General features: G+C 31.4%; 2 protein-coding genes and 2 pseudogenes. 2 read left to right on the forward strand and 2 right to left on the reverse strand.

Features of this window, described 5'->3' with window-relative positions:
• Window positions 1-289 precede the first annotated feature (289 nt).
• Window positions 290-1,351 (reverse strand): SMEK domain-containing protein, encoded by a 1,062-nt coding sequence (locus FTV25_RS15865; protein WP_180004514.1) that lies wholly within the window; start codon window positions 1,349-1,351, stop codon window positions 290-292.
• Between the two features lie 302 nt (window positions 1,352-1,653).
• Here FTV25_RS15865 and FTV25_RS15870 point away from each other — a divergent pair.
• Together FTV25_RS15870 and FTV25_RS15875 are read left to right on the forward strand one after the other, a co-directional pair.
• Window positions 1,654-1,964, forward strand: a pseudogene (locus FTV25_RS15870) (BrnT family toxin).
• A complete protein-coding gene (locus FTV25_RS15875) occupies window positions 1,927-2,241 on the forward strand; it encodes a BrnA antitoxin family protein (RefSeq protein WP_104988439.1) in 315 nt (104 codons plus the stop codon). The pseudogene FTV25_RS15870 and the gene FTV25_RS15875 overlap by 38 nt, the downstream one beginning before the upstream one ends.
• A 166-nt stretch (window positions 2,242-2,407) precedes the next feature.
• Here FTV25_RS15875 and FTV25_RS15880 read toward each other — a convergent pair.
• Window positions 2,408-2,482, reverse strand: a pseudogene (locus FTV25_RS15880) (IS6 family transposase); the annotation flags it as partial.

A 2,482-nucleotide genomic window follows, 5' to 3' on the forward strand; every position in this document is an offset into this window, starting at 1 on the left:
CCAGATTCTGCCTGTTTCAAGATGGACATGATCTGACTGTCAGTAAATTTAGATGTTTTCATGCAGAATCTCCTGCTCGTATCTTAAGAGAAAATTCTACTTTTAGATCCTATTATTTTTAGGGGGGATTACCAGCTAATCAAACTTGTGAAACATTGTTTAAATATTAGGCGTGGAACATGAAAAATCAACAAAAAAGCCCAACTGAGCACAGTTGGGCTTTTTACTATACGATAAGACTATGATTTATATTAAATAAAAATTTGCATTACATATAAGGTGTATTATGTTAATTGTAGGAAGACTTAATTTTTTGATCTGATAAAAGTGAAAAATCAGTACTTCTAATTGCTCTTAAAAAATCATTCAAAGAATAGTATTTTAAATAAAAATTAGGTAAAACAGAAAATAGATTGATTTCTGGTTCATATGTTTTAAAGCTTAAAATTGCGACTTTTTTAGTTTTAATAACATTACCAACTAGACTTTGAAATTCATCGTTAAGATCAATCAAATGATTTGATTTTAAAAGTTCTAAATCGTATACAAAATTATCAAAATCTTCATCTAGAATATTTAATCTTCCTACCAGCTTTTCAAGAACAATCTTAATATGTGAATTATAATCTTCTGGTATCCTTTGCATCTCGATCATACAAGAAAGTAAATCTCTGGCATTAGAAGAACAATCAAGTAAACAATTCTGAAAAGAACTTATAAAATTATAGACTTTTTCATATCCCTCATTCGGATCATCAGGAAACCATTCTTTAGTCTGAATAAAGTCATTGAATATACTAAGATCTTTTGGAATAGGAGTATTTTGAGGAAGACTAAAACTTGTGTTGGCTCGAAAATAGCTTGAATATTCTCTTTCTATTAATGATAAATATTTTCTTTGATAGTCTAAGTCTGCTGTTATAACTTTATCTTCTAGATCCTTTAGCGTCACATATTCTATTTCAATATCCGCACTATTAACCATCACATTTTGGGGAACGGCTTCTACAGTAAGAAAAAGCATCCATAGTTTTTTGATTCTTTTGTCTTCATCGTATTTTGAAATTTTATTAAGCGTTTCCTGAATTTTTTGTTTTGTGACAGTAATAGTCATTTGAAGACCTAAACCATCATCAAAATCTCCATAATCAATACCTGGATAATTAATATTAATTTTGTTTAGATCATCAAATTTTTTAGAAAATATTTCATTGATTATCGGTAATAGTGCTTGCTCCTGAGCCTTTGATAAGTCCGTAAATCCTTTGCGAGTGTCTAATTTAATTTGTGCATAGATAGTCGCAAAAAAATGTCCTATTCTTCTTGATAAATTCATATGTTCAGGTTGCATAATTGTCTTAATTTTTTATAAAAAACTGGTAGATATAATAACCAATCTCTGAAAATTCATTAAGCTGTATTTCTTTACCCATTTAAAATAATGGTGGTTATACGCAATACACTTGTATATAAATATAAATATCAGAAACTTAACAAACCAAGAAAAATCCAAAAATGCAAAAAAATCCGACTTAAACAAGTCGGATTTTTTATGTTCGATTCTGTAAGATTTTGCCAATAGAAAATGGAACAACTTTGCAAAATTTACAATTTTGTATTAACATTTTTATATTAACAAAAAGCGATGCAACTATGGAAATTGAGTTTTCATGGGATGAGCATAAAGCAGAAACAAATCTCAAAAAACATGGTGTTGCTTTGAAGATGCAACATTGGTTTTTTATGATGCTCATGCCGTCTTCAAACAGGATCGCTTTGAAAATGGTGAATATCGTTGGCAAGCGATAGGTATGGTACATGGGCAAGCTGTTTTATTGGTGGCCCACACAGTACAAGACCATAATGGGATTGATCATATCCGTATTATTTCAGCACGACAGGCAGAGAAAAAAGAGAGGAAACAGTATGAACAAAACCGTTACTTACAAAGTAGATTTGAATAAACCTCCTGTCTTATCTGAAGAACAAAAGGCAAGACTTGAAGCATTAGATAAACGCCCAGACAGTGAAATAGACTTTTCAGATATTCCTGAACTCGATGAAAGTTTTTGGAAAAATGCAGTGCAAAATCCATTTTACAAGCCGACTAAACAAGTAACTACGGTTCGCATCGATGCGGATGTCATGCAGTGGCTAAAAGCCCAAGGCAAAGGCTATCAAACACGAATGAATAAAATTTTACGGGATGCCATGCTAAAAGAATTAAAAAATCATCAATAAAAATGGGAGCTTAGGCTCCCATTTTTGACTGCGTATAAGAGATTTTATGTTAAATAACGATTTATTGATCATAAGCCATCATTTCTTCAGTTAAATGCTTGAATAGCCATTTTAGGCACTGTTGCAAATAGAGATTTGAGTCGATGATGTTCCCTTTAAAAAGTACTTAGAGACCGAAAACCCTGTTGATTAGACACACTTCACCCTGAGGCTGACCATAATAAAATGACGATGCTTGTCC

It is taken from the genome of Acinetobacter sp. YH12249 (genome assembly GCF_013417475.1).
Lineage (GTDB): Bacteria > Pseudomonadota > Gammaproteobacteria > Pseudomonadales > Moraxellaceae > Acinetobacter.

Coding starts and splice junctions, on each gene's coding strand:
- FTV25_RS15865 (WP_180004514.1), bottom strand. CDS start 1,351: ATGCAACCTGAACATATGAATTTATCAAGAAGAATAGGACATTTTTTT.
- FTV25_RS15875 (WP_104988439.1), top strand. CDS start 1,927: ATGAACAAAACCGTTACTTACAAAGTAGATTTGAATAAACCTCCTGTC.